Annotated in this window: 19 protein-coding genes; 14 read left to right on the forward strand and 5 right to left on the reverse strand. The window is 71.7% G+C overall.

The genetic code is table 11. From position 1 onward, the window contains the following. Positions 1 to 107 precede the first annotated feature (107 nt). Positions 108 to 773: a TetR/AcrR family transcriptional regulator gene (locus ABZS37_RS09785; RefSeq protein WP_355167335.1), complete on the reverse strand. Its 666-nt coding sequence runs from the start codon at positions 771 to 773 to the stop codon at positions 108 to 110. 110 nt (positions 774 to 883) lie between these two features. Here ABZS37_RS09785 and ABZS37_RS09790 point away from each other — a divergent pair, with 110 nt between their 5' ends. Beyond that, positions 884 to 1,831: an SDR family NAD(P)-dependent oxidoreductase gene (locus ABZS37_RS09790; protein ID WP_355167337.1), complete on the forward strand. Its 948-nt coding sequence runs from the start codon at positions 884 to 886 to the stop codon at positions 1,829 to 1,831. Here ABZS37_RS09790 and ABZS37_RS09795 read toward each other — a convergent pair. From ABZS37_RS09795 to ABZS37_RS09805, 3 genes are all read right to left on the reverse strand, one after another. Continuing rightward, entirely contained in the window at positions 1,783 to 1,929 is a 147-nt protein-coding gene (locus ABZS37_RS09795) for a VOC family protein (RefSeq protein ID WP_355167338.1), read from the reverse strand. The two genes, ABZS37_RS09790 and ABZS37_RS09795, sit on opposite strands and share 49 nt — an antisense overlap. Further along, the gene (locus tag ABZS37_RS09800; protein ID WP_355167340.1) at positions 1,926 to 2,294 is read right to left on the reverse strand and encodes a hypothetical protein; all 369 of its coding nucleotides are present in this window, start codon (positions 2,292 to 2,294) and stop codon (positions 1,926 to 1,928) included. Before ABZS37_RS09800 ends, ABZS37_RS09795 begins: the two co-directional genes overlap by 4 nt. A gap of 180 nt (positions 2,295 to 2,474) precedes the next feature. Beyond that, entirely contained in the window at positions 2,475 to 3,149 is a 675-nt protein-coding gene (locus tag ABZS37_RS09805; protein WP_355167342.1) for a uridylate kinase, read from the reverse strand. A 32-nt stretch (positions 3,150 to 3,181) separates the two neighbouring features. Between ABZS37_RS09805 and ABZS37_RS09810 the strand changes: the two genes are divergently transcribed. The 8 genes from ABZS37_RS09810 to ABZS37_RS09845 all read left to right on the forward strand — a co-directional run bounded on the left by ABZS37_RS09810 (position 3,182) and on the right by ABZS37_RS09845 (position 17,812). Beyond that, positions 3,182 to 3,364, forward strand: coding sequence for a hypothetical protein (locus ABZS37_RS09810; RefSeq protein ID WP_355167344.1), 183 nt, complete (start codon positions 3,182 to 3,184; stop codon positions 3,362 to 3,364). A 385-nt stretch (positions 3,365 to 3,749) separates the two neighbouring features. After that, positions 3,750 to 6,620 carry an AAA family ATPase gene (locus tag ABZS37_RS09815; RefSeq protein WP_355167468.1) on the forward strand — a complete coding sequence of 957 codons (2,871 nt, stop codon included), beginning with the start codon at positions 3,750 to 3,752 and terminating at the stop codon, positions 6,618 to 6,620. A gap of 151 nt (positions 6,621 to 6,771) precedes the next feature. Next, positions 6,772 to 7,797 (forward strand): hypothetical protein, encoded by a 1,026-nt coding sequence (locus tag ABZS37_RS09820; RefSeq protein ID WP_355167346.1) that lies wholly within the window; start codon positions 6,772 to 6,774, stop codon positions 7,795 to 7,797. Positions 7,798 to 7,947: 150 nt separating this feature from the next. After that, entirely contained in the window at positions 7,948 to 10,224 is a 2,277-nt protein-coding gene (locus tag ABZS37_RS09825) for a TOMM precursor leader peptide-binding protein (RefSeq protein WP_355167348.1), read from the forward strand. Positions 10,225 to 10,305: 81 nt separating this feature from the next. After that, positions 10,306 to 11,769 carry a SagB family peptide dehydrogenase gene (locus ABZS37_RS09830; protein ID WP_355167350.1) on the forward strand — a complete coding sequence of 488 codons (1,464 nt, stop codon included), beginning with the start codon at positions 10,306 to 10,308 and terminating at the stop codon, positions 11,767 to 11,769. Then, the gene (locus ABZS37_RS09835) at positions 11,766 to 12,575 is read left to right on the forward strand and encodes a hypothetical protein (RefSeq protein ID WP_355167352.1); all 810 of its coding nucleotides are present in this window, start codon (positions 11,766 to 11,768) and stop codon (positions 12,573 to 12,575) included. Before ABZS37_RS09830 ends, ABZS37_RS09835 begins: the two co-directional genes overlap by 4 nt. Then, the gene (locus ABZS37_RS09840; protein WP_355167354.1) at positions 12,572 to 14,755 is read left to right on the forward strand and encodes an NHLP family bacteriocin export ABC transporter peptidase/permease/ATPase subunit; all 2,184 of its coding nucleotides are present in this window, start codon (positions 12,572 to 12,574) and stop codon (positions 14,753 to 14,755) included. The genes ABZS37_RS09835 and ABZS37_RS09840 overlap by 4 nt, the downstream gene beginning before the upstream one ends. Before the next feature lie 24 nt (positions 14,756 to 14,779). Then, positions 14,780 to 17,812, forward strand: coding sequence for an ATP-binding cassette domain-containing protein (locus ABZS37_RS09845; RefSeq protein ID WP_355167356.1), 3,033 nt, complete (start codon positions 14,780 to 14,782; stop codon positions 17,810 to 17,812). Positions 17,813 to 17,820: 8 nt separating this feature from the next. Here ABZS37_RS09845 and ABZS37_RS09850 read toward each other — a convergent pair whose 3' ends face one another. After that, entirely contained in the window at positions 17,821 to 18,567 is a 747-nt protein-coding gene (locus ABZS37_RS09850) for a MerR family transcriptional regulator (RefSeq protein WP_355167358.1), read from the reverse strand. A gap of 355 nt (positions 18,568 to 18,922) precedes the next feature. Here ABZS37_RS09850 and ABZS37_RS09855 point away from each other — a divergent pair, with 355 nt between their 5' ends. From ABZS37_RS09855 to ABZS37_RS09875, 5 genes are all read left to right on the forward strand, one after another. Then, positions 18,923 to 19,285 carry a hypothetical protein gene (locus ABZS37_RS09855; protein ID WP_354993534.1) on the forward strand — a complete coding sequence of 121 codons (363 nt, stop codon included), beginning with the start codon at positions 18,923 to 18,925 and terminating at the stop codon, positions 19,283 to 19,285. A 148-nt stretch (positions 19,286 to 19,433) separates the two neighbouring features. Beyond that, positions 19,434 to 19,808: a hypothetical protein gene (locus ABZS37_RS09860; RefSeq protein WP_354993535.1), complete on the forward strand. Its 375-nt coding sequence runs from the start codon at positions 19,434 to 19,436 to the stop codon at positions 19,806 to 19,808. Positions 19,809 to 19,836: 28 nt separating this feature from the next. After that, the gene (locus tag ABZS37_RS09865; protein ID WP_355167360.1) at positions 19,837 to 21,003 is read left to right on the forward strand and encodes a YcaO-like family protein; all 1,167 of its coding nucleotides are present in this window, start codon (positions 19,837 to 19,839) and stop codon (positions 21,001 to 21,003) included. Next, positions 20,996 to 22,393, forward strand: a complete 1,398-nt coding sequence (locus tag ABZS37_RS09870; protein WP_355167362.1) for a TfuA-like protein — start codon at positions 20,996 to 20,998, stop codon at positions 22,391 to 22,393. The genes ABZS37_RS09865 and ABZS37_RS09870 overlap by 8 nt, the downstream gene beginning before the upstream one ends. 10 nt (positions 22,394 to 22,403) lie before the next feature. Continuing rightward, positions 22,404 to 24,536, forward strand: coding sequence for a radical SAM protein (locus ABZS37_RS09875; protein WP_355167364.1), 2,133 nt, complete (start codon positions 22,404 to 22,406; stop codon positions 24,534 to 24,536). The last annotated feature ends 75 nt before the right edge of the window (positions 24,537 to 24,611 follow it).

Here is a 24,611-nt window from a genome sequence, read left to right on the forward strand (position 1 = left end):
TCAGCCACCCAGTCGCGCGCCGACGGCGGTCCGGGGCGCCGCCCGGCAGATGCGCACGCTGGTGGTGCAGGTGTCCTGTTACGAGTCCGGCCGGACCAGGCCGCAGGTCAGCGGCGGGGTAGCACGCCCAGGAGGGTCGCGGTCAGGGCCTGCTTCAAGTAGTCCTTCAGCTCCAAGTGGAAGCGGGCCAGGTCGGGCTCGGCCTCGTAGGCCGCCTGCAGGCTGGGTGGGGGTGTGCTGTACGCCGACAGCGCGCCGGCCATGACCATGGTTTGCAGGCTGAACAGCACTGCGTTCTCGCCCAGCTCCGGCAGGTACTTCTGGATCAGGGCGGTCATGGTTGTCAGGCGGTCCAGGGAGGCGCGCTTGTAGCGTGCTACGACCTCGACGGAGACGTTGTGTTCCAGGACGCTGCCCTGTGCGCCGAAGAGGTCGCACATCACCACTCGGTCGGAGAGTGAACGGCTGAGGATCTCGGCCACCGCTGCCGCTCGCTCGGCCATGGGTAGGTTTTCGTCGATGCCGGCGGCCAACTCGACTGCCAGTTCCGTCAGCCACTCCTGCAGGAAGTGGTCCAGCAGTTCCAGCAGCACCGCCTCGCGAGACTCGAAGTAGCGCAGCACGTTCGGCTTCGCCAGGCCTACCCGGCGGCTGAGCTCGTTCAGGGTGACCGCGGCCACGGGCATCTCGTCGAGCATCGCCGACGCCACGTCGAGGATCGCCCGTCGGCGGATCTCCCGCTGCTCTTCGGTTCGCGCCCGCTGGAAAGTCACGATCCCCAGCCTAACTTAGGTACCTGCGGTACGTTGACAACGTACCGAAAGTACTTTAACGTCATCGAACACAAGATACCTTCGGTACGTTAGCTAGTTGGGAGCCAGACATGAGCGAGAAGTGGACGACGGCGAAAATTCCGGACCAGCGCGGGCGGGTGGCCGTGGTGACCGGGGCCAATACCGGACTGGGGTACGAGACCGCCAAGGCGCTCGCCGAGCGCGGGGCGTCCGTGGTGCTCGCCGTGCGCAACGTCGAGAAGGGCGAGCAGGCCGCGGCCCGCATGACCGGCGACGTGACAGTGCAGGCGCTGGACCTGACCTCGCTCGACTCCGTCCGGACCGCGGCGGCGGCGCTGCGGTCCCGGCTCGACCGGCTCGACCTGCTGATCAACAACGCCGGCGTGATGTACACCCCGAAGCAAATCACCCGGGACGGCTTCGAGATGCAGTTCGGCACCAACCACCTCGGCCACTTCGCGCTCACCGGGCTGCTGCTGGACCTGATGTTGCCGGTGCCCGGCTCGCGCGTGGTGACGGTCAGCAGCACCGGCCACCGCATCCGGGCCGCGATCCACTTCGACGACCTGCAGTGGGAGCGGTCGTACAGCCGGGCCGCCGCCTATGGTCAGTCCAAGCTGGCCAACCTGATGTTCACGTACGAGCTGCAGCGCCGGCTCGCCACGCACGGCACCACCGTCGCGGTGGCCGCGCACCCCGGCATGTCCAGCACCGAGCTCGCCCGCAACACCCCCGCGGCCCTCCGGCTTCCGCTCACCTGGCTCGCGCCGCTGATCACCCAGACGCCGGCGATGGGCGCGCTGCCGACCCTGCGCGCCGCCACCGACCCCGCCGCGCTCGGCGGCCAGTACTACGGTCCCGGCGGACGCAACGAGGTCATGGGCCACCCCCGGCTGGTCACCTCCAGCCCAAAGTCGTACGAGGTAGCCGTCCAGCAGCGGCTGTGGGCCGTCTCCGAAGACCTCACCGGGGTGAAGTTCCCCGTCGTTCAGCCCAGGCAGAACGCGTTGCCCTCCGGATCGGCCATCACGATGTAGCCCGCGCTGGTCGGAGGCGCCGGCTCGTCGCGGCGCGAGTGGGTGGCGCCGAGACCGACGAGGCGCTCGCACTCGATGAGGGTGTGTCTGGTCGTCATCCGGTAGCCGTGCCCCGGTGGTGGCGCTCGGCGAGTTGCTTCAGGTTCAGTAACTGTCGTCGAGCCATGACCAGGTCGCCGACCGACAGCCCGAGGGCGGTCCAGCGGCTGGTCCGCATGACGACCTTGAGCAGCAAGCGCGTGGTGTTGTGTTCCTGGGGCACAAGCACGTAGGACATGAAGGCACCCATGATGCTGCCCGTGAGCTGTTTTCCGAGGTCGACCGAGACGATCCTGCCCAACTTCCGCCCGCCCGCAGTAGTGAATGCTTCTCCGACTTGAGGCGGGGGCAGCTCCAGCAGCTGTGGAGGTGAGCGGCGGCCGAGGTTGTCGATCCAGTCGTACGCGTACGGTGCGATTCTCACTTGGGCAACCCATGGCCACACCGCTGCGGCGGGCGCCTCAACGCGCACCCCCCGCCAAGCCTCGAGAGCGGGTGACACGACCAAGTCATCGCACGGATAGGAGCGGGATGTCTCGCCGTCCGTCACGCCCCACCTGTCACCGATCATGCATCCATCTTCCACCGCCGCACGACATCCGGATCAGCGTGTTCGGGTCTCCCAGACCGGCTGCTGGGGCTCGTCGTTGTGCACGATGATGTCGACGTGATCGGTCGGGCGGACCGTAGCGAAGTAGAACTGTTGGGAGGGGATGTAACGCTCGCGCCAGCGCCGTTCTACGTCGGCCCGACATAACACCTGGCGCTCTCGGATCACGGCACGATCGACGGTCTTTTCGAGCGCTGTCGACACGAAGATGCGCAGGTCCCACCGCTCGATCAGTTCCGGGCGCATGAGGAAGACGCCGTCGAAGACCAGCACGGCGTCGGCGGGGGCAGTCCTGACCGGCGGGGACAGCGCAGTATCCGCGGTGCGGTCGTAGACCGCGGGTTGGAAGCGTCGATCTCCGCCCGGACCGAGCGGATCGAGCAGAACCCGGTTCAGCGCGTCGTAGTCGTGGGTGTCGAAGTAGCAGCCTTCTGCCGAGTACTCGCCGCGCGGATAGCGCTGTGCCCGGGGGAAGAGGAAATTGTCGATCGTCGCGCGGATGACGTTGCGGCCCTGTGTGCGCAAGACGTCGGCCAGCTCGTCGGCGAGGGTGGTCTTGCCGGCGGCGGGTGGTCCGTCGATGGCAACCCGCGTCGGGTGTGCGACTGTGACGGACCCGACTGCCTCAGCCAGGCGGCCGAGCACCTCGTCGCGGGTGCCTTGGTCCATGCCCTGCCCGTCCTATTCTCGCGAAGGTCGTCGTGTCGGGCGACCTTAAACGACATGCGGGTTTTGCCGAATTGAGTGCGTTGCAGCAGTTGTCGTCGAAGCACTTCCTCACCGGTGCCAAGCGTGCCGGTGAGACGGGCTGTGTCGCCAGACCGACCCCTGGTCATTTGTCGCCTGTCGACACCCTCGCGGGCGGCTCGTCGTACGTGCTCTGAGCGTCAAAGTCGAAGGTAAGGTAGAAATATGACTGCTTCGGGTGGTTCGGTATAGGCGGTCATGATCGTGGTGATATCAGGGTGGGCGCGGCCTCCAAAATGATTGTCCAGGTGTCCAGGCTGGAGCCCGCCGGGCATCGACCTCATCGGCGCCCCGCCTGACGCGGTAGGCCATGGGTGATTTATTGGGTTTCAGGGACATCGTTCCGCCCTTCTGGTGACCGGTCCCTTTCTGCGCTTGTGGTGCGATGTGGTAAAAGAACCCACGCCCGGTGCTGCCCGGTGAAATATGAGCTGGCCACATCGACACATTCGACATCGGACGGTGCTCCGGTATAGTGCGACCAATCCCTTTGAAGTGTGTCGGAAGGCGTCGGTCTGCGTGATGACACCTGGGCTGGAAAGTGCGTCAACGAGCCCGCGATTCGTCGGGCGGCGACCACAGTTGGCGCGTGTCGGGAGAGCCCAGGCCGCCGCGCTGAGCCGCGGCCGGCAGATGGTTTGCGAGGTGGTCGGGGAGCCGGGCATTGGCAAGACCCGGTTCGTCCGCGAGGCCCTGGAGTTGTGCGTCCCCACCGTCCCCTGGGCCGTCGGGACCTGCGCGCCGGATGAGCGAGGAGTCCCCTTCCACGTGTTTCGGCACGCCTTCACGGGGGGTCAGCCACTCCGACGCGGGCTGCGTGCCGGGCGGTCCACCGGAGAGACCTGGGCGGAGTCCGCCGCCGCAGTGCCACCGGCGCCGGCGCGGGCGTCGGACGCCCGGCGGTTCCGGACCTACCAGTTGGCCCGCCGGCTGATCGGTCTGGCGGCCCGGGATGGTCTGGTGCTGATCCTCGACGACCTGCACTGGGCGGATGCCTCCTCCACCGGTCTGATCGCCCACCTGCTGCGGTATCCGGTGCCCGCCCCGCTGCTGCTCGTGCTCGTCTACCGCCCCCGGCAGATGGCGACCCCGATGCCGTTCGGTCCACCAGATCCCGACGAACCCGCCGACGCGGAACCGACGTCACCCGATCGGATCGAACTCCGCCCTCTCAGCCTCACTGAGGTCGCGCTTCTGCACCCCCACGTCGACCAGGTGGAGCTGCGCGCACGGTACGACCTGACCGGCGGCAACCCTGGTTACCTGGCGGCGTTGCCGAGCGACCCCACCTCGCACAGCGCCGACCCTACCCGTGAACCACAGGGCGCCCGGCTGTCCGATGCGGCGGTGACCGTCCTGCGCCGTGAGTGGACGGACCTGCCGTCCGTCGAGTTGGCCTGCCTACGGGCCGGGGCGATCCTCGATGCGCCCTTCGCCGCGGACCTGCTCGCCGAGGTCGCGCAGGTCCCGACGTCGCTGGCAGTCGAGGCCGCCTGGCGGTTGGCCCGGCTTGACCTGATCCGCCGTGTTCCCGGCACTGGACGGTTCGCCTTCCGGCACCCGGTGCTGCGGATGGCGGTCGTTCAGGACACCGACCCGGAGTGGCAGGTGGAGGCGTGTGCGCGGGCGCTTAACGCGCTGGTCGATCTGGGCGCGCCACCCGCGGACCGCGCCCGCTACGCGGAGCGCCTGCTCGCCCTGCCGAACGGCCGCTGGGCCGACCGCTGCGTCGACGTGCTCTGCCGAGCTGCGCAGGAGATCCGGCGCGAGACACCGGACCTGGCCATCCGCTGGCTGCGGCTGGCGCTGCGTGCGCTGCGGCCGGCGGCCGGTTCGACGCAGCATCGCCAAGACGTGTCACTCGCGCTGGCCCAGATCACCGGGGAGGCGGGCGACCTGGCCGAGAGTAGGGCCCTGCTCCAGGAGATCGTGCCGCTGTTCCCCGCCGACCCGGCGGGACGACGGGCCGAAGCAGTAGCTCTCTGGGCGCGGGTGGAACGCCTGCTCGGTAACTACGCGGAGGCGGCGGCTATCAGCCGGCGCGAGTTGGCCGCCCTGCCAGCCGGTGCCGGACCCACCGGTGGCTACCGACTCGCCACCGAGATCGGCGTCGCCGGCATCCTGGCCGGCCGCCCCGTGCCCGACGGGCTCACCGGAGATCTCGGCGGCTCCGGCGCAGACCAAGCCGGCCTGCTGGCCGTCCGCAGTCTGGCCGCCGCGCACGATGGCGCACTCGACGACGCCCGGGGCCTGCTCGATGCCGGCGTCCGGATCGTCGACTCACTGCCGGACCGGGACGTGCGGGACCACCCCGACTGCCTCACCGCGCTCGGCCTGAGTGAGTTGTACCTCGAACGGCAGGCCGACGCGGTGCGGCACCTCGACCGAGGGCTCACGCTCGTCCGCGCCTCGCACCGCGACGACGGATTGTGCGAGCTGCTGCTCGGTCGCAGTCAGGTGGCCTACTACGGCGGTCAGCTGACCACCGCCATCGGATTGGCTACCGAGGCGGGCATCGTCGCCCGGCGCATCGGCAGTCGCCACCTGCTGAGCTTCGCCCTGGCTTTCGAGGCGGAGGCGACGGCGTGGCGTGGTGGCCTTCGGGACGACGACCGGGCGGTGGCGCTGGCCCGCAGCGCCGTCGGAATCGCCCCCGACCTCGCCACCTGGTGCGGCCGTACCGCCGCGACGGCGCTGGCGACTGCGGCGCTGCTGTCCGGTGATCCGACGACCTGTGCCGAAATGGTGCGCTCAGCCGGCGGCGACAGCCAGCTGAGCCGCTTCCAGACCACCCTCCGACCCATGTGGTACGAGCTGCTCTGCGCTGCCGCGCTCGCTGCCGGGGAGGTGGCCGACGCCGAGCGGCAGGCGCGGCTGGCGATGGCCGAGGCGGACCAGGTCGGTCTCCCCGGGCAGCGGGGTTTCGCCGAGTCGGCGTACGGCGAGGTGCTGCTCGCCCGCGGCGAGGTCCCGGCGGCGCTGCTGCACCTGGAGACCGCGGCTGACCTGTTCCGCGCAGGCGGGATGGTCCTACGGCGCAGCCTTGCGCTGGCCTCCCTGGCCCGGGCGGCCGAAGCCGCGGGCCAGGCCGTCCCGGCGGCGCGTGCCCGCCGCCGTGCGCTGGAACTGGCCGGTTGGTGCGGGACGGAACGAGTCAGCCTGCGACTGGCCCGTCCGGTCGGCCCGCGCGAGGTCGCCGCCCTGACCGACCGGGAATGGCACATCGCGCGGCTGGCGGCGACCGGGGCCACCAGCCGACTGATCGGGCGGCAGCTGAACATCAGCCCTCGCACGGTGGAGGCGCACCTGACCCGCATCTACCGCAAGGCAGGCGTCGCTTCCCGGTCGGGTCTGGTCGCCTGGGTCGCTCGGCTCGATGACACCGATCGGTGACCGCGATCCAGGCCGGATGACGTCGTTTGGTGCAACGCCGACAGGCCTGGCAGCACGAGGCCGCGCCGCCACCGGCCTGGCACGACAACCGCTCACATACTCGACTGCATCGGGCGCGATTCCCGTGGACCGGTGGCGGATGGAGGACGAGATGCTGGGCGAAAGATCCGTCAGGAGCCCGCGTACCCTCGCCGCCGGCGTGCCGGCGATGCCGTTTGCCGCCGCCGCGGTGGCGCTGCTCGTGCTGACCGGCTGTGGTGGCGAGCCGGTGGACGCGGCCACCCCGGCGCCCCAGGGTTCGGCCACTTTCGGTCGGGACCGGGCCGCGCTGGTGCTCACCGCCTTCGACCAGGCCGACTCGGCCGCCTCGGTGGCCGGTGACGTCGAGGCGCTGCGGGCCCAGGAGGTCTCGCCCTCGCTGGACCTGAGCATCGCCGCAGTACGCCGGGCCGCCTACAACCAGCGTGCGCAACCGTCCTTCCAGCACATCAACCCGGCCTTCGCGGTGCCGCCCGGCGACCCGGCCTGCTTCCTCGCCACGGCCACCCTCAGGCTGACCGGCTCGGAGCTGGCTCCCACCGACGTCAGCCAGTTCCTGCTCGGTGCCGACGGCCAGTGGAAGCTCAGCCACAACGTTCAGGTCACCCAACCGTCGCTGGTGGTCGCCCGGAGCCTCGACGGCCGGCCGGCCACGGCGGGCGGCACCGCCCTGGACGAGACCAGCCGTCGGGCACTCGCCGCGGAGGTGTTCGCCCGCAGCATCGGGTCCACGACGGGCAACCAGACCCTCGTCGCGTCGAGCCCGCTGCTCGATGGCCAGTTCGCCGGCGGTTGGGAGGTCTACGGGCAGCAGCTCGCCGGTGCCGGCGCGGCGGTGCAGCGGACGATGGACCAGGCGGAGTGGTCCGACTGCGCGGTCGCGGTGCCGACCGGCACGCTGACCTTTCTGACGCTCCACGCCACCGACACGCTGCGTCCGGCACCCGGCGGTCCGGCCACCGTCCAGATGGTGCCGCAGAGCCCGGACCTGATTGCCACCGGTCATCGCACGGCGATCAGTGGAAAGTCGATCCGGGTCACCCGGGTGGAAACCTTCCTGCTGCTCGTACCGGCGCAGACCGCCGGCACCTCGGTGCTGGGGCTCAACGACACCGCGCTGACCGTCACCGTCAGCTGACCCGGCCACCGACCGTCCACGGCGCCCCCGACGGCAGAAACCGGTGGCATCAATCGGATCGGACGCCCCGGACCGCGACGATGGCAGCAGTCGTGATCAGGGCGGGGCCGGCGGTGCCACGGTCCGGCACCAGGCTCGGGAGGAGGAACCATGTGGCGTCCGCGCTTCCGATCGGACTACGTGCCGGTGCGGCTGCCCGACGGTCCGCTCGTGGTGCTGGGGGAGACCCGCAGCCTGCTCATCGACGACCCGGTCGCCGCGGACCTGGCCGACCAGCTCGACGGCGCCGCGCCGCTGGCCGACGTGGTGGCCCGGCTGGCCACCCGGCACCCGGTCGCCGCCGTCGGCGCCGCCCTCGCCCGGCTGCGCGACCACGGCCTGCTGGTGTCCGGGCCGGCGCACACCTCGCCAGCCGAGGCCGCCGGCTGGGACGCCCGGGGTGTCCCGCCCGAGGCCGGGCAGCGGTGGATGGCCGGGGGGACGGTCACCATCGTGGATCTCGGGGCGCCCCGGGTGGCCGAGACCGCCGACGCGCTGCGCGCCCTCGGGCTCGCCGTCACCGTGGTCGGGCCGGAGGCAACGGACCCCGACCCGGGCACCGCCCAGGTGCTGGTGCTGCCGTCGTCGATGCTCGACCCTCGGCTGGCCTTGATCAACGACCGCCAGCTGGCTGCCGGTCGCGCGTGGACCCTGGCCCGGCCACACGGCAACGTCGTCTTCCTCGGCCCGCACCTCGTGCCGGGCAGCACCGGCTGCTGGGTCTGCCTGCGGCAACGCTGGCAGGAGAACGAGCAGGTGAACGCCTTTCTCGGCGGGCAGGACCTGGCCGGTCCGCTGCCGCAGCCCGGCCGGGCGGTCCTGCCCGGACTGGCCACCATGGCCGCCGGGCTGCTCGCCGCCGAACTCGCCGTGCTCGCCGTACGGGGCACGTCGCCCCGCCTCACCGGCCGGATGGTCGCCCTGGACACCCGGGACCTGAGCACGGAGAGCCACCAGTTGGTACGCCAGCCGCAGTGCCCCGCCTGCGGCGACCCGGACCTCGTCCGCAAGGCCGAACCACGGATCGACCTGCCACCGAGCGGCGCCCAGCCCAGTCGGACCGGGGACTCCCGCACCCGGGAACCCGCCGAGGCGTACGCCGCGCTCGTTCACCACGTCAGCCGCTATCTGGGCGTGGTGAGCCGGCTGACCTCGCTGGAGGCGACCGACAACGGCGTCACCCACACCTACTCGGCCGGGCACAACTTCGCCCAACCCCGCCAGCTCGCCGGGTTGCGCCGCAATCTGCGCGGGCAGAGCGGCGGCAAGGGCCGGACGGACCTGCAGGCCCGGATGAGCGCGATCGGAGAGGCGGTGGAGCGTTACTGCGGGGTGTGGCGCGGCGACCGCCCCGTGCACCGGGCGAGCTACCGGCAGCTCGGTCCGGACCGCGCGGTACACCTGCGGGAGTTGCTGCTGTTCTCGGATCGCCAGTACGCCGACCGGTCCCGGATCAACCCCGACCTGGGCCACCTGCACCGTATTCCCCGCCCGCTGCCCGACGAGGTGGAGCTGGACTGGACCACGGGTTGGTCGCTGACCCGGCAGACACCGCGCGAGCTGCCCGCCGCGTACTGCTGGTACGGGCATCCGGAGCTGACCGGGCTGGGGGTGTGCTCGGCCGACTCGAACGGTTGCGCGGCCGGCGGCAACCTGTCCGAGGCGATCCTGCAGGGCTTCTGCGAACTCGTGGAGCGCGACAGCGTGGCCCTGTGGTGGTACCACCGCTCCCGGATGCCCGGGGTGAACCTCGCCTCGTTCGCCGACCCGTGGACCGCCGCCTGCGTCGACCACCACGCCACCACGCTGGGCCGTGAGCTGTGGGCCCTCGACCTGACCGCCGACCTCGGCGTACCCACGTTCGCCGCGGTGTCCCGGCGGGTCGACCGAGGACCGGAGGACGTCCTGGTCGGCTTCGGCGCGCACCTGGACGCGCGGGTCGCGCTGACCCGGGCGCTCACCGAGGTGAACCAGTTCCTGCCCGCCGTTCCCGGACCCACCTCCGCACGCAACCGGTACGGCGTCGACGATCCGGACACCGCGCGCTGGTTCGGCACCGTGCGGGTGGCCGACCAGCCCTGGCTGTCCCCGGACCCCACCCGGCCGCCGCGCACCGCAGCGGACCACCCGGCGCTGACCACCGGCGATGTCGGGGATGACGTGCGTCGGTGCGTACGCCGGGCGGAGCGGGCCGGCCTGGAGGTGATCGTCGTCGACCAGTCCCGTCCGGATGTCGATCTGGCGGTGGTGAAAGTCGTCGTGCCGGGTCTGCGGCACTTCTGGCGCCGGCTCGGTCCCGGCCGGCTGTGGGACGTGCCGGCCCGCCTCGGCCGGGGCCCGCTGGCCGTCGACGAGATGTCGGCCAATCCGCTGAACGTCTTCTTCTAGCCGGCGCTCCCGGGACTACCGGGAACGTGGGAGGGATGTGGGGATGACCACCGTGGTGGACCCGGTCGGCCGGCGGTCGTCGTGAGCGGCTCCGTCGGCGGTCCGCCGATTCAGGAGTCGTACCGGCTGCGCCGTGACGCGGAACTGCGGCTCGCTGAGGACGGCTCGCTGACCCTGCGGCAGACCCGCTTCCAACTCACCCTGGAGCAACCGGGCATGGGCCGGCGGGCGCTGCTGCTGCGGCTCGCCGCCGACTGGGTCAGCGACGTCGAGGTCGGCCGGCTGATCAGCGGCCTGGAGGGGGAGAGCCGCGTGCTGCCCGCGCAGTTGCTGCTGCGCCGGCTGCTCGCCCACTCCTGGCTGGAGCGCCGCGTCCAGGTCGACGACCGGGCGCTGCTCGACCTGGTGCCCACCGGCCTGGGTCGGGGCAGTCTGCCGGAGAGCCGCCTGCACACACCCGGGATCCGCTACCGGCTCTCCCGCTTCGCCATCCTTCAGCACGAGCGGGGCAGGCTGATGGCCGCATCGCCGCTGAGCACCCTCGTCGTCGGCTGCGCCGACACCGCCCTCGGCGCGGTGCTGGCCGCCGCCGTGCCGGGCATCGGAGGAGACACGGTGGCCCGCACGCTCGGCGTGCCGCCGGAGGCCGCCGGTCGGGTGCTCGACGAGTTGGCCACCGCCCGGATCCTGGTCACCGACGCCGAGTTCGAGGCGGAGTGCGACGACGCGCCGCTGGCCTACTGGTCGCCGGAGGAACTGTGGCTGCACCACCGCTCCCGGGCCGGCCGACACGCGCTGCCGGTGGGCGGCACCTACCGGATGCGGGAGCGCTTCACCCCGCAACCGCTGCGCCGCCCGTTCGACGGGGGCCGGGCGATCGAGTTGCCACTGCCGGACCTGGCGACGATCGCCAAGGCGGATCCCGCGTTCAGCCAGGTCGTCACGGACCGGCGCAGCGTGCGCGAACACGACGACGCGGCGCCGCTGCCCCTGGAGCGGCTGGCGGAATTCCTGCACCGGTCGCAGCACACCACCGCCGTCGGCGAGGCCGGCGGGCAGGAGGTCGGCCACCGGCCCTACCCGGGCGGCGGCGGCGTCTACGAGCTGGAGATCTATCCACTGGTCGCGCGCTGCGCCGGGCTTGATCCAGGGCTCTACCACTACGACGCGGTCGGGCACCGGCTGGAGCCGGTCGCCGGCTGGGGACCGGCCGCCGACCGGCTGCTGGCGTACGCCCGGGCGGCCGGCGCCATGCCCCGGGCGCCGCAGATGGTCCTGGTGGTCACCGCCCGGGTCCAGCGGCTGATGTGGAAGTACGAAGGGATGAGCTACGCCATGATTCTCAAGGACGCGGGTGTGCTGACCCAGCAGATGTATCTCGTCGCCACCGCCATGGGGCTGGCACCGTGCGCCCTCGGCGCCGGGGACTCCCAGGCCTTCGCCGAGTTGTCCGGGCTCGACCCGCTGGTCGAGCCGAGCGTGGCCGACTTTCTGCTCGGCTCGCGCCGCGCCGCAGGCCCGCCCGGAGCGGAGGGCCGGCCATGAAGTTCCGGCGGCAGGCGTTGCGCCAGTTGGAGGCGCCCGAGCAACTGGACCGGGCGGTCCGACTGACCACAGTGCCGAACTGGCTGGCCACCACCGCGCTGGTCATCGTCGTGGTCGCCGCGGGTGTCTGGTCGGTGCGCACGGTGGTGCCCCGGACCGTCGAGGCGGCCGGGGTTCTGATCCACTCCAACGGGATCTCCGCCCTCGACGCGCTCGAGAGCGGTCAGGTCACCAAGGTGTGGGCGTCACCGCACCAGCGGGTGCCGAAGGGTACCCCCCTCTACAGCCTGCGTGCGGCGGACGGCAAGGTGCGGGTGGAGACTGCGCCGGGTGACGCGTACGTCGTCGCCTGGCTGGTCTCGGAGGGCGAGATCGTCACCCCGGGCACGCACCTGGCCGACCTGGAACGGCTCGACACCGCCGGGGACGCGTTGCAGGCCGTCGTCTACGCCCCCGCCGTCGCCGCGCCGCTGCTGCAACCCGGCGTGTCCGTCGAGGTGGCCGCCGCAGCCGCGCCGCGCAACGTGTTCGGCACCCTGGCGGGCCAGGTGACCACGGTCGGCGCCTTCCCGGAGACCGAGGCCTCGCTGCGTGCCTTCCTGGGCACCGGGCCGGACGTCCGGCGGCTGCTCGCCCGCGGCAGCGTGGTCCGCGTGACGGTCGCCCTGGAGCCCGACCCGGCCGCCCCGGGCGGCCTGCGCTGGACCAAGTCCCCGCCGCCGTTCCAGCTCAACTCGGCCAGCGAGGTCACCGCCTGGTTCACGGTGGACCGGGAACACCCGATCGACTGGTTGCTGCGGCGATGAGCGCGCCGACGACCGCTGCCAGCGGCGCGCCGGAACTTCCCAGGATCCGGCGACGGCGAGTCCGCACGCCCACCCTGATCCAGATGGAGGCGGTGGAGTGCGGTGCCGCCGCGCTTGGGATCCTGCTCGCCCACCATGGTCGACACGTGCCCCTGGAGGAGTTGCGCCGGGTGTGCGGAGTGAGCCGGGACGGCTCCACGGCGGCCACCGTGCTCAAGGGTGCCCGCCGGTACGGAATGGTGGCCAAGGGTTTCCAGATGGACCTGGCCGGCCTGTCCGCCGTGGCGCTGCCGGCGGTGCTGTTCTGGCGGTTCGAGCACTTCGTGGTGCTGGAGGGGCTCGGCCGCAAGGTCTTCATCAACGATCCGGCCACCGGTCCCCGCGCGGTCAGCTGGGAGGAGTTCGACGGCGCCTTCACCGGCATCGTGCTCACCATGGAGCCCGGCCCGGAGTTCCGGCCGGGCGGCACCCGCTACCGGCTGGTCCGGGCGCTGGCCGAGCGGTGGCGCGGCCCGGGCTCGGCGATCGCGCAGATGCTGCTGCTCGGCCTGCTGATCGCCGTGGTCGGTCTGACCATCCCGGTGATGGCCCAGGTCTTCGTCGACCGCGTGCTGCTGCAGGAGGATCGGGCCGCGTTCGCCGGCCTGGTGGTGGCGGTGGCGGTGGCCACCGTGCTGACGTTCCTGGCCAGCCTGCTCCAGCAACGCCTGACCGTACGCGCGGAGACGGCGCTCGCCCTCAGCAGCGCCGCCCGGTTTTTCCGACATCTGCTGCGGCTGCCGCCGACCTTCTTCGACCAGCGGCAGGCCGCCGACCTCAGTCAGCGGGTCCGCGGCAACGAGGTGGTCGCCGAGGTGCTCACCCGCCGGGCAGCCACCACCGTGGTGGACACCGGCCTGGTGCTGGCGTACGGGGCACTGCTCTGCCAGTACGACCTGCTGCTCGGACTGTGCGCGGTGGTCCTCGCCGGGCTGAACGTCAGCGTGCTCCGCTACGTCGCCTCGACCCGGTCGATCGCCGTCGCCGGCCTCCAGGCGGATCGCAGCAAGCTGGTGACAACCGTCTACACCACGGTCCAGATGATCGAGACGGTGAAGGCCGGCGGCGAGGAGGAACGCGCCGTGGCCCGGTTCGCGGCGCGCCACGCCACCGTCGCCACCCGTCAGCAGCGGCTGGGGGTGCCCACCGCGGTGCTCTCTGTCCTGCCGGCGTTCCTCGCCTCGGGGACCACCGCGGTGCTGCTGGGGTTGGGCAGCCGGCAGGTCATGGCGGAGGCGATGAGCGTCGGCGTGCTGGTCGGCATGCAGAGCCTGGCCGTCGCGATGAACCGGCCGTTGGGCAATCTGACCGCGCTGGGCTCGCGGCTGCAGGACATGAGCGCCGACCTCAACCGGCTGCGCGACGTGGAGCGGTACCCACTGCCGTCGACCGACGACCGACCCGCCCGCCTGTTGACACCGATGGAGGGGCACCTGCGCATCGAGGAGGTCACCTTCGGCTACAACCCGCTGGGCCGTCCACTGCTGGAGAACTTCAGCCTGGACCTGCCGCCGGGTGCCCGGGTGGCGCTCGTCGGGCGGTCGGGCAGTGGCAAGTCGACGGTGGGCCGACTGGTCGCCGGGCTCTACCGTCCATGGACCGGCCGGGTCACCGTGGACGGCCTTGAGCGGCCGGCGGCCGACGACGGCCTCTGGGCGGCCACCGTCGCCATGGTGGACCAGGACCAGCGGCTGTTCGAGGGGACGGTCCGGGACAACGTCACCATGTGGGACCTCACGGTCGCGGACGAGGACATCGTCACCGCGCTGACCGATGCGTGCCTCTACGACGAGGTCGCGGCCCGTCCGGGCGGCCTGGGCAGCCCGGTACGGGAGAACGCCCGCAACTTTTCCGGTGGACAGCGGCAGCGGCTCGAGATCGCCCGAGCACTCATCCGCAACCCCCGGGTGCTGGTGCTGGACGAAGCCACCAGCGCGCTGGACGCCGAAACCGAACGCCGGATCGACCTGCACCTGCGCCGGCGTGGGGCGACCTGCCTGATCGTGGCTCACCGCCTGTCCACGGTCCGCGACTGCGACCTGATCGTCGTGCTGGACGGCGGTCGAGAGGTGGAGCGCGGCACCCACGAGCAACTGGTCGCCCGGGACGGGGTGTACGCGCGCCTGGTCCGGGACCACTGACCACGACGATCCGAGGAGACGCTGATGAGTGGCGCGGTGGAGGATTCCCCGGCCGGCGGCCTGATCGGCTTCTGCGCGGAGGGCGTACGCCAGGTCTGTCGCCTGGACGGCCCGGTGGCCGGCTGGTTGGTGACCGGCGGCGAGGCCGACCTGTTCGCGGTGCGCCGGGCCGGGATGAGCCCCTCGCGGCGTCACCATGTGGCCCGGCTGCCCGCGGGTGGCCTGGTGCCGACGTCCACCGCGATCGGTGCGTGGCAGTTGATTCTGGTACCGCTGCCCGGCACGGAGTTGCGTGGGCTGTCCCGGCGTCACCTGTCCCTGCTGGAGCGACACGTCCGGCTCGGCCGCGTGGCCGACGAGGGGGTGTCGCTGCGGGCGCGGACCGCCGCGATGGAGTTGGTCGCGGCGGTGGACCTGGTGCTGGTCACCATCGCCGACGCGCTGCGCCGCGGGCAGGCGCCCCGGGAGGCGTCCACCCTGCGTGGACGCGAGATCATTTCGCTGGCGCAGGGCAGCGCCCTCACCTCCACCGGCGGTGCCTGGTGGCTGCGCAGCGCCGGCGGACAGCTGCGACGCAACGACGGTGGCCCGGCGGAGATGTCGGGGGAGCGGGAGCTGCTACTGGTCGCCGAGCGGGACTGGGTGGTGGCCGAGTCGCCGTGCGCGGTGGAGAGTCACGGCAGCTGGGACCTGCTGGTCAGCGGTCAGCTCCGGTCGGCGGTCGACCAACACGTGGCCCGGCTGCTGCGGATGGTGGAGACCCGGATCGAGGAGGCCGACGCGGCCTTGCTGAGCGCCGTGGAGCGGCGCCGGCAGGCCGACGCCGCGGTGCTCGCCGCGGCGGCCCGCCGGTCGATCGGGGTGATCGGCGCGGGCGGCGCGGTTCCGATTCCGGACGGGGAGGCCGGCTTCGACCGGTACGGGCGGGCGGCCTCGGTGGTCCGGGTGGTCACCGAGGGGATGGGCAGCCCGATCAACGAGCCGGCCGACCGCAGCCGCGCGCCGCTGAACGACCGGGCGGCGGTGCACGCGGTGACCCGCGCGTCCAGCCTGTTCCTGCGTGAGGTGCGGCTGCCGGACCGATGGTGGCGGCGGGACCTGGGGCCGCTGGTGGGGTGGCGGGCGGGCGATGACCCGGAGCGCGCCGTCGCGGTGCCGCTGGTGTTCCGCCGAGGCCGCTACCACCACGTCGACCCGGACACCCGGGCGTACGGTCCGGTCGACGCGACGGTGGCCGCGACGTTCGCCGCGGAGGCGACCGAAGTGCAGGCGCCGCTACCGCCGACCGCTCGGATGCGCCACCTGCTGCGGGCCGGGCTGGTCGGTGCGGGCCGGGACGTGCGGGGCCTGCTGTTCGCCGCCGCCTGCGTGGCGCTGCTGGGCCTGGGCGTGCCGCTGGCCACCGGCGAGGTTCTCGGCCAGCTCGCCCGGCAGGGCGAGGTGAACGGGCTGTTCGGCTTCCTCGCGCTGATGCTCAGCGCCGCCGTGGTCGCGGGGCTGGTCGGTGTGGTGCAGAACCTGCGTCTGCTGCGGTTGGACGGCCGGATGCAGTCCGGCGCGCAGCTGGCGATCTGGGATCGGCTCATGCGGCTGCCGGCCCGGTTCTTCGCCGGTCGCAGCAGCGGTGAGATCGCCAACTCGATGTTGGGGATCTCGTTCGTCGGTGAGGCGCTGAGCGCGCTGCTGCCGCAGCTCGTCTCGGCGGCCGCGACCGTCGCGGTGACCCTTGGCATGCTCCTGGTGGTCGAGCCCGTGCTCGGGCTGTGGGGGGCGGGGATCGTCGCCGTCACCATGCTGACCTTCGGCGCGTTCGCCGTACTGATCGTCCGTCAGCAACGGTCCGCGCTGCCGGCCGAGCACCGGGCGGCGGCGATGACCAACCAGCTGCTCGGCGGCATCGTCAAGATTAAGTTGGCGGCCGCCGAATCCCGGGCCCACGCGCGCTGGTCGGAGGTGGCCGCAGCGGCCCGGGCGGCGCTGCAACGGGTCCGGCAGAGCCAGGCGGGCCTGGTCGCCTTCGGTACCGTGCTGCCGGTCGCCGGTCAACTGGTCCTGTTCGCCGTGCTGATGGGGCCGCTCGCCGGCCGGGTCGCTCCGGCCGACTTCTTCGTCCTCAACGTCGGCTTCGCGATGCTGCTCGGCGCGCTGCTGGTGCTGGTGTCGGCCGGGGTCGAGGTGATCGCGGCAGTGCCCCGGCTGGGCAGCCTGCGGGAGATCCTGCGCGCCGACCCCGAGGCGCGGCCGGACCGGGTGGACCCGGGCGAGTTGCGCGGCGAGGTCGCGCTGCACCGGCTCACCTTCGCCTACCAGCCGGACGAACCGCCGGTGCTCGTCGACATCGACCTGCACGTCCGCCCGGGTGAGTTCGTCGCCATCGTCGGACCGAGCGGCTGCGGAAAGTCCACACTGCTCCGGTTACTGCTCGGTTTCGAACGCCAGCAGCAGGGCGCAGTGCTCTACGACGGCCAGGACCTCTCCGAACTCGACGTGCACGCCGTCCGCCGGCAGTGCGGGGTGGTCCTGCAGGACGGCCAGCTCTTCGCAGGCTCGGTACGGGACAACATCTGTGGCGCCGGCAGCTTCCCACTGGACCAGGTCTGGGAGGCGGCGCGGATGGCCGGCCTCGCCGACGACCTGGAGACGCTGCCGATGGGGATGAGCACGATGGTGCCGTTCGGCGGCGGGACGCTCTCCGTCGGGCAGCGCCAGAGGGTGCTGATCGCCCGCGCGCTGGCTCCCCGACCTCGGATCATCTACCTCGACGAGGCGACGAGCGCTCTGGACAACCGGACCCAGGAGGTGGTCAGCCAGAGCACCGCGGCCCTGGCCGCGACCCGGGTGGTCATCGCCCATCGACTGTCCACGGTCCGTGCGGCGGACACCATCGTGGTCCTCGAAGCGGGGCGGATCATCCAGCGGGGCAGCTTCGACGAGCTGATGGACCAACCCGAGGGGCTGTTCCACCGGTTGGCGCGGCGGCAACTGCTGGCCGAACCGGCACCATCCGATGACGTGGTGGAGAGCCGGCAGTCGGACGGACAGCGCGCGACAAGCTGACGGTGCGGTCAGCCGTTGTCGATGACCGTGCTGCCTTCCAGGCACACGTCCGTGTCGAGGTGGTTCTCCAGCAACTCCGCGACGTGCGCCTCCGACTGGTTCTCCACGGCGAGCCGGAACGCCTCGGTGAGCACGTTGACCACGCCCTGGGTCAGCAGCAGGGTTTCCCGGTCGAGGTCGGCCCAGGACGACCGGGTGCCGCTGCGCACCAGCTCCGGAGCGAGGGCCAGCAGCCGGGCGGTGACGGCGGCGACCAGCTCGTCGGCCACCGGCCGCAGGCTGTCCAGCACCTCGCTGAGGGTCTGCAGTGCCGGCACCGTGCCCACCCGTACCCGATGCAGGTCCAGGGCGGCGCGCAGCGGGCGTGGCCGGACGGTGCGGACGGTGCCGTCGGTGGTCCGCCCGATCACGCCGTGTCGGGTCAGCGCGTGGGCCAGCGCGGGACGGTCGGCGGTCAGGCGTTGCAGCATCGCGGTCAGTCCGTCGGGCGCCTCGTCACTGGCCCGGACCCCGAGCATCGCCTCGATGGACACCAGGTTGAAGCCCTGCCGCTGCAGGGCGAGGATCGCGTCCAGCCGGCGGACGTGGGAGTCGTCGTAGAGCGCGGCCCGGCCGCGCCGCACCGGCGGGGGCAGGAGCCGCCGGGCCTGGTGGGCACGAATGTTGCGCGGCGACATCCCCACCTTGCGGGCGAGTTCCTCCACGCTGTACCCGGCCGGGCCGCCGGGCGTCGTCGTCACCTCGTCGATGGTCACGGTGGCCTCCGGCAGCACTCGGTGACGGAACGCGGCACCCCGTCGAACCGCGGTGACGGTGGGCGGTGCGCCGATCGCAGCGTATGTGCGGGCACCGGGCGGGTGACAGGCGAGGAATTACTACTTGTCCACAGTGGTGGCAATCATTAGAATCGCTCTCCGCCGCCAGTCGCTGATTCCCCAATTACCCGGCTTTCGCCGCAGCGTGACCTTTTCGCGGCCACATTCGATGAAATTCCCGCTCTTTGGGTGGACCGGATACGCCAGTGGCCCACGATGAAGCGAAACCGGCGGCCGGAACCTCCCGCGCTGCCTGTCGCCGCCGCCGGCGGCCGACCATCGAAGGGAGCAGGCTGTGACACCTGTCGATCGAGCGGTCTTCGTGGCCGCGTACAGCCGGTTGGTCGCCGACGTCTGGGCCGACCCGGTCAAGGAGCAGGCGCTCGACCGGGACCCGCGGGGGTTCCTCGCCGGCTACGGGCTTCAACTGTCCGAGAATGTGCAGGTCCGGGTGGTCCGGGACGTCGCCGACACCGATCCGGACATCGAGGTGCAGATCGAGTCCTGGCAGCTGGCGGAGACCACGGGCACCTTCGCGCTCTTCGTGCCGTCGCTGCTGCCGGTGGCCCAGTCGGAGCTGGCCGAGGACGAGCTGGACAGCGTCGTCGCCGGCCTGGACCCCAGCTGTGCCTGCTGCTGCCCGTGCTGCTGCACCTGACACCGATGTCTGCCGCCCAGCGGCCCGCGCGGCAGATTCTGATGACAGTCAGACGAAATCATTGATTGTCGCGCCTCGATCTTCGTAGCGTTCTCGCCACAGCGATCAACCCCCCGTCTTGCAGCGATCCCGAGGAAAGGACCGAACGATGAGCAACGACGAACAGGAATATGGCGCGAGGTTCGTGACCAAGTACTCGGAGCTGGTCACCGCAGTGTGGCGCAGCGACGAGGAACTCCAGCGTCTCCTCGCCGACCCGACCGGCTACGCGACGGCGGCCGGCCTGCCGGTCGCCCCCGGCGCCAGGGTCGAGGTCGACCGCGCCCAGCCCGCCACGCTCTACACCAAGGATCAGGTCGTCGCCGACTGGTCCGGCACGCCCGGCCTGCACGTGCTGCACGTGCCCGAGGTGCCGCTGGTCGACCTCAACGAGCTGACCGAGGCCGAGTTGGAGACCGTCGCCGGTGGCGTGGCCCCGGTGGCCGACAACAACGTCAACATCATCGCCGTCCTCATCCTCTGAGTTTCCCACCCCTCCGCCGGGAGCCTCGATGACTGACACGACCGAGACCATCGCGTTCCGATCCGGCACCTACCGGACGGCCACCGTGGAGCAGACCTGGGAGCGGATCGGTGGCATGCTCGACCGGTTCCGGATCACCCGGGTCGCCGACATCACCCGCCTCGACGAGATCGGCCTACCGGTGCACGTCGCCTACCGGCCGGTCGGAGCCACCATGGCGGTGAGCGTCGGCACCGGCGCCACGGCGACGCAGGCCCGGGTCAGCGCGGTAATGGAGAGCATCGAGTCCTGGCATGCCGAGAACCTCCGGCCGGGGACCGTCGTCCGGTCCCCGGCCGAGGCGCTCGACCTGCCGTACGACGTCCGGTGGCTGCACCTGGCGGAACGGTCGCCCCTGACCCCTGCCGTCGAGCTCGACTGGGTGGCCGGTCGGGGGCTGGTCACCGGTGTGCGTTGCCTGGTGCCCCGCGCCACCATCGAACTCGACTTCACCGTCCGGCGTGGCTGGGACCGCGCCCTGTTCACTCCCAGCAGCAACGGGCTGGCCACCGGGAACACCTTCGCCGAGGCCAGCCTGCACGCCCTGCTGGAGGTCGTCGAACGTGACTGCATCGCCCCGTACTGCACCTCCCCGTTGGCCGAGCGCACCTACACCGACCCGGGCACCGCCACCAACGCGATGACCCGCACGGTGCACCAGGCGCTGCTGCGGGCCGGCTGCTGGGTGGAGGTCTGCGACATCACCAACGCAGTCGACGTACCCTGCTACGCCGCCTCGATCTGGTCCCCGGACCTGCCGGTCACCTTCGGCGGCTTCGGCTGCCACGTGGACCCGGAGATCGCCGTCGGTCGGGCCATGGCGGAGGCGGCGCAATCGCGGCTGGTCATGGTCTCCGGAGCCCGGGACGACATCGACGCCACCGCGTACCACGACGTCGGCGCACCGCCGGTGCCGCCGCCCACCGTCGACCGGCCCGTCCGGCCGGTCCGCCGGGATACCCCGCCTGTGGGGGACGTGACCCAGGTGCTGCGCGAGCTGGCGTCGCGGGTGCAGCGGGTCACCGGCGTCGAGCCGTTCAGCGTCGACCTGACGCACGACGACATCGGCATCCCGGTGAGCAAGGTGTTCGCCCCCGGCCTGCGAATGTTCGACGAGCGGGCCCTGAGTACCCGACCGGGAGTGCCACGTGACTGACGTCGTCTTCATCGGTCCGAGCCTGCCGGCCGACGAGGTCGGTCGGCTGCTGCCCGGCGCGGTGGTGCTGCCGCCCGTCGCGCACGGCGACCTGCTCCGTCTGGACGTCGCCCCCGGCGACCGGGTCCTCGTCATCGACGGGTTCTTTCTGCAACACCCGCCGGTTCGCCACCGGGAGATCCTCTACCTGCTCGACCGTGGCGTGACCGTGGCCGGCGCCGCCAGCATGGGCGCCCTGCGCGCCGCCGAGTTGTGGCCGTTCGGCATGCGTGGCGTGGGCGAGGTGTTCCAGCTCTACCGCGACGGCGTCGTCACGGGCGACGACGAGGTGGCGGTCGTGCACGGGCCCGCCGAGGACGGCCACCGCGCGTTGAGCGACCCGCTGGTGAACATCCGGGTCGCGCTGCGCCGCGCCGTCGCGGCCGACGTGCTCAGCGACGCCGAGGCCGTGCTGCTGCTGGACATCGGCCGGGACCTGCCCTTCCGACGGCGTTCGTACCGCGCGCTGGAGCGCAGCGCGCCACCCGAGGCGGCGGCCATGGTGGACCGGTTCCTGACCTGGCACCGGCGAGACCCCTGGGACGCCAAGGGCACCGACGCGCGGATGCTGCTGTCGATGGCAGCGGACAACGCGCCCGAACTGTGCCCGGCGCACGCCGGCGACCAGCCGATCGACAACCTGCACACCCGCTTCCTCGACAGTTGGCGGTCGCGGTTCGCCGGGGAGTCGGTCGGTGGGCACTGGGTCAGCGACCGGGAGGCCGCCGCGGTGCTGATGCTGCTGCACCCCGAGACACCGACCTGGCACCGGCGGGGGGTGCTGGCCGGGCTGGCCGAGGTCGACATCGCCGACCCGATGGTCGAGGAGCGCGCCCGCGAGGTGGCCCGCCTGCGAGGGCTGACCGGTGCGCTGCCGAGCAGGTGGGACTGGCTGACCGACCGGGAACGGGGCCTCGGCGATCGCGAGGCGGTGCTGCGGGTGTTGGTGCGGGCGTTCGGCACCACGCCGTACCGCAGCCTGGCGCTGTGGATGGTCGCGGCGCCGCTGCGTACCCCCGCGTTGCTCGCCGCGGCGCGGCAGGTCGCGGCGACTGCGGCGTCGCTGAACGAGACGCTCGTCCCGCGTACGACGGGGCACCGCCGCCCGGGTGGGCGCCTGCACTTCCGCACCGAGGTCGTCGACCAGTGCTTCGCGAGGCTGTGGGGCTGTGCCCCCGACGGGCTGGAAGCGGCGGCGTGGGACCGGGGCTTCGTCGACCTGGCGGCGTTCCGGTACGCCGCCGAACCGTTGGTGGCGTACGTCAAGGCGTTCGGCGCCCCGCGACTGCCGGCGGTGGCCGAGCGCGCGCAGGAGGACACCCTGGCCGGTTCAGCGGCCCGGGTCGGCTGAGGAGGAGTCGATGAGCGGCACGGTGAAGGCGGCACTGATCTACCCCCCGCTGACCGATCCCACCTCGGGATACCACTCCCTGAACTACCTCGATTCGTACGCCCGGGCGCAGGGGCATCGGCCGGCGGAGATCATCGACGCCAACATCGAGGCGTTCCATCACTCGTACACTCCGTCGGCGTACGACTGGCTGCGGCGGGAACTGTCCCGGCTCTCGATCGACGACCTCAGCGGTCCGGACGCGCTGATGGCCCGGGCGAATCAGCTCGGCCTGCCCGACCCCGATCCGGAGCGACTGCGCCGGTCGATCGGGGTGCTGCAGGATCCGACCCTGTTCTACGACTACCGGCACTACCAGGACGCCGTCGAGGGCGTGATCTCCTGGATGGACGCGCTCGGCACGGTCGGATTCCCTGGGCAGTTCCACGCCGGCTTCCGGCTCCACCCGCCGCCGATGATCTCGATCGGCTCGGTGGCCGCGCTGACCGACGAGGCGCTGCTCGCTCGGCTCAACCGGCCCTTCCTGCCGTACTACGAGGACGTGCTGATCCCGCGGCTGGCCGCCGGCGGGCACCAGGTGATCGGGATCAGCGCCACCTACCAGTGGCAGCTCCCGTTCGCGCTCTGGATCGCCCGACTCGTCCGGCGGGCCTGCCCGGACGTCTTCCTCATCGCGGGTGGCACGGAGATCTCCGACGTCTGGAAGTGCGCCAGCAAACCCGAGTACGTCTTCCAGGTGCTGGCCGACTTCGACGCGATCGTGGTCGGGGAGGGGGAGAGCGCGTACACGGAGATCCTGGACGCGGTGGAGGCCGGCACCCTGCCGGCCGGGCACCCCAACGTCCGGCTGCACCCGAAGTACGGCCGTCAGCGTCAGCTGCCGCTGCGCTACGAGCGCCTGGCGCAGGTGCCGGTCCCGGACTTCTCCGGCCTGCCCTGGGACCTTTACCTCAGCCCGGAGCGGTTCGTCTACTATTCGCCGACCCGAGGCTGCTACTGGAACAAGTGCACATTCTGCGACTACGGCCTGAACACCGACGGTCCCACCAGCCCGTGGCGGCAGGACACGGTGGACACAATGATCGCGGACGTCACCGAGCTGTCGAAGTTCGCCAAGTTCATCTACTTCTCGGTCGACGTGCTCGCTCCCGCGACCATCCTGCGCTTCGCCGAGCAGGTCGTCGAGCGGGGGCTGGACTTCCGCTGGGGTGCCGAGATCCGGCTGGAGAAGTACTGGTCGGACGAGCGTTGCGAGCTGTTGCGGCGCAGCGGTTGCGTGGCCATCTCGGTCGGCTTCGAGTCCGGTAACCAGCGCATCCTCGACCTGATCGACAAGGGCACCAAGCCGGAGCAGGCACGGCGCACCATGACCGCGATGACCAAGGCCAACATCGGTGTGCAGATGATGGGCTTCACCGGTTTCCCCACCGAGACCCGTGAGGAGGCGCTGGACAGCATCACATTCCTGCGCGACAACCCGGACCTGTGGACCCTCGGCGGGCTCGGCGACTTCATGCTGACCCCGGGCGCCATCGTCGCCAAGGAGCCCGAGCGGTTCGGCCTTACCAACGTGCGGCCGGTGGAAGGCTCGGACATCGTCCGGGTGCTCCAGTACGACGAGCCGGTGACCGAGGCGGTGCGGGCCGAGGTCGCCCAGGCCAAGGCCGGCCTGAACCCCGGGCACTACCACCGTCCGTGGCTGGGCAGCACCGACACCCCGCACACGTTCTTCTACCACGACCGCTACGGCACCGCGGTACGCGGCGTACTCGCCCACGACCGGGTCCGGCACGACACCGACGACCAGACCGAGTTCCTCGCCAACGGCTCCTTCGTGGACCGCGACGACGAGCAGGTCTGGGACGCGTACCGGCGGATCCGGTCGGACGAGCAGGACGGCGTCCCCGGCGACCTGCCTGTGGACCGGCACCTGTTCCGCCGGGTCGACGGTCAGGTGTTCGCACTCAACCGCAGCAGCCGGCTGTTCCTGGATCTCTTCACCGCGCCGCTCACCCTCGCCGAGGCGCAGCGTCGGCTCTGGATCGTCGAACCGACCGTCGCCGACCGGGTCTGGCGGACCTTCATCGGGCAGCGGCTGATCCGCCGGCATCGGCTCCCAGCCCCGGCCGAGCCGACGCGGTGACTCGACCGTCGGGCGCGCAGGTTTCGTCGAGCAGCGTCACGATTGTCCGTGGAACTGGGCGCGGGCCTGAAAGAC

The organism is Micromonospora sp. NPDC005413 (genome assembly GCF_040606435.1).
In the GTDB taxonomy this organism is placed as follows: domain Bacteria; phylum Actinomycetota; class Actinomycetes; order Mycobacteriales; family Micromonosporaceae; genus Micromonospora.

Coding starts and splice junctions, on each gene's coding strand:
- ABZS37_RS09860 (WP_354993535.1), top strand. CDS start 19,434: ATGAGCAACGACGAACAGGAATATGGCGCGAGGTTCGTGACCAAGTAC.
- ABZS37_RS09875 (WP_355167364.1), top strand. CDS start 22,404: ATGAGCGGCACGGTGAAGGCGGCACTGATCTACCCCCCGCTGACCGAT.
- ABZS37_RS09815 (WP_355167468.1), top strand. CDS start 3,750: ATGACACCTGGGCTGGAAAGTGCGTCAACGAGCCCGCGATTCGTCGGG.
- ABZS37_RS09840 (WP_355167354.1), top strand. CDS start 12,572: ATGAGCGCGCCGACGACCGCTGCCAGCGGCGCGCCGGAACTTCCCAGG.
- ABZS37_RS09835 (WP_355167352.1), top strand. CDS start 11,766: ATGAAGTTCCGGCGGCAGGCGTTGCGCCAGTTGGAGGCGCCCGAGCAA.
- ABZS37_RS09805 (WP_355167342.1), bottom strand. CDS start 3,149: ATGGACCAAGGCACCCGCGACGAGGTGCTCGGCCGCCTGGCTGAGGCA.
- ABZS37_RS09795 (WP_355167338.1), bottom strand. CDS start 1,929: ATGACGACCAGACACACCCTCATCGAGTGCGAGCGCCTCGTCGGTCTC.
- ABZS37_RS09825 (WP_355167348.1), top strand. CDS start 7,948: ATGTGGCGTCCGCGCTTCCGATCGGACTACGTGCCGGTGCGGCTGCCC.
- ABZS37_RS09845 (WP_355167356.1), top strand. CDS start 14,780: ATGAGTGGCGCGGTGGAGGATTCCCCGGCCGGCGGCCTGATCGGCTTC.
- ABZS37_RS09865 (WP_355167360.1), top strand. CDS start 19,837: ATGACTGACACGACCGAGACCATCGCGTTCCGATCCGGCACCTACCGG.
- ABZS37_RS09820 (WP_355167346.1), top strand. CDS start 6,772: ATGCTGGGCGAAAGATCCGTCAGGAGCCCGCGTACCCTCGCCGCCGGC.
- ABZS37_RS09790 (WP_355167337.1), top strand. CDS start 884: ATGAGCGAGAAGTGGACGACGGCGAAAATTCCGGACCAGCGCGGGCGG.